Annotated in this window: 1 protein-coding gene; it reads right to left on the reverse strand. The window is 40.6% G+C overall.

The window, feature by feature from the left end:
* Positions 1 to 350 (reverse strand): FimD/PapC N-terminal domain-containing protein (locus tag M992_RS14395; RefSeq protein WP_282955652.1); only part of this gene is annotated, 350 nt, incomplete at both ends.

The following is a 350-nucleotide window of genomic DNA, read 5'->3' on the forward strand; positions in this document are numbered from 1 at the left end:
AGGTGTTTAAATCATTATTGTTATTATCGCCCTCAGATTTATTATTACTTTTCATCATCAGCAAGTCGTAATTAACCATTGCCCCTGTTCCGCCCGCTGTATACTGGCTGACATCCAGATTGTTACTGTCTGCAATAGCTTCAGCTGGTAATACAAACAACAGTTTATTATTACCGGGATCGGTGGTAATTGTTGCCTGTGGGTAAGTAGTTATTAAGTTAATACACTGTGCGTCCGTATTTTTCACGGCCACAATGCCTAATGTCGTAAGATCATTAAGGCTTAAACAGGGCTGGCCATTATCATCAAAGGTGACAGCATGGGAAGGTTTTTCCACGCCATTAATTACC

It is taken from the genome of Moellerella wisconsensis ATCC 35017 (assembly GCF_001294465.1).
GTDB classification, from domain to species: Bacteria; Pseudomonadota; Gammaproteobacteria; order Enterobacterales; family Enterobacteriaceae; genus Moellerella; species Moellerella wisconsensis.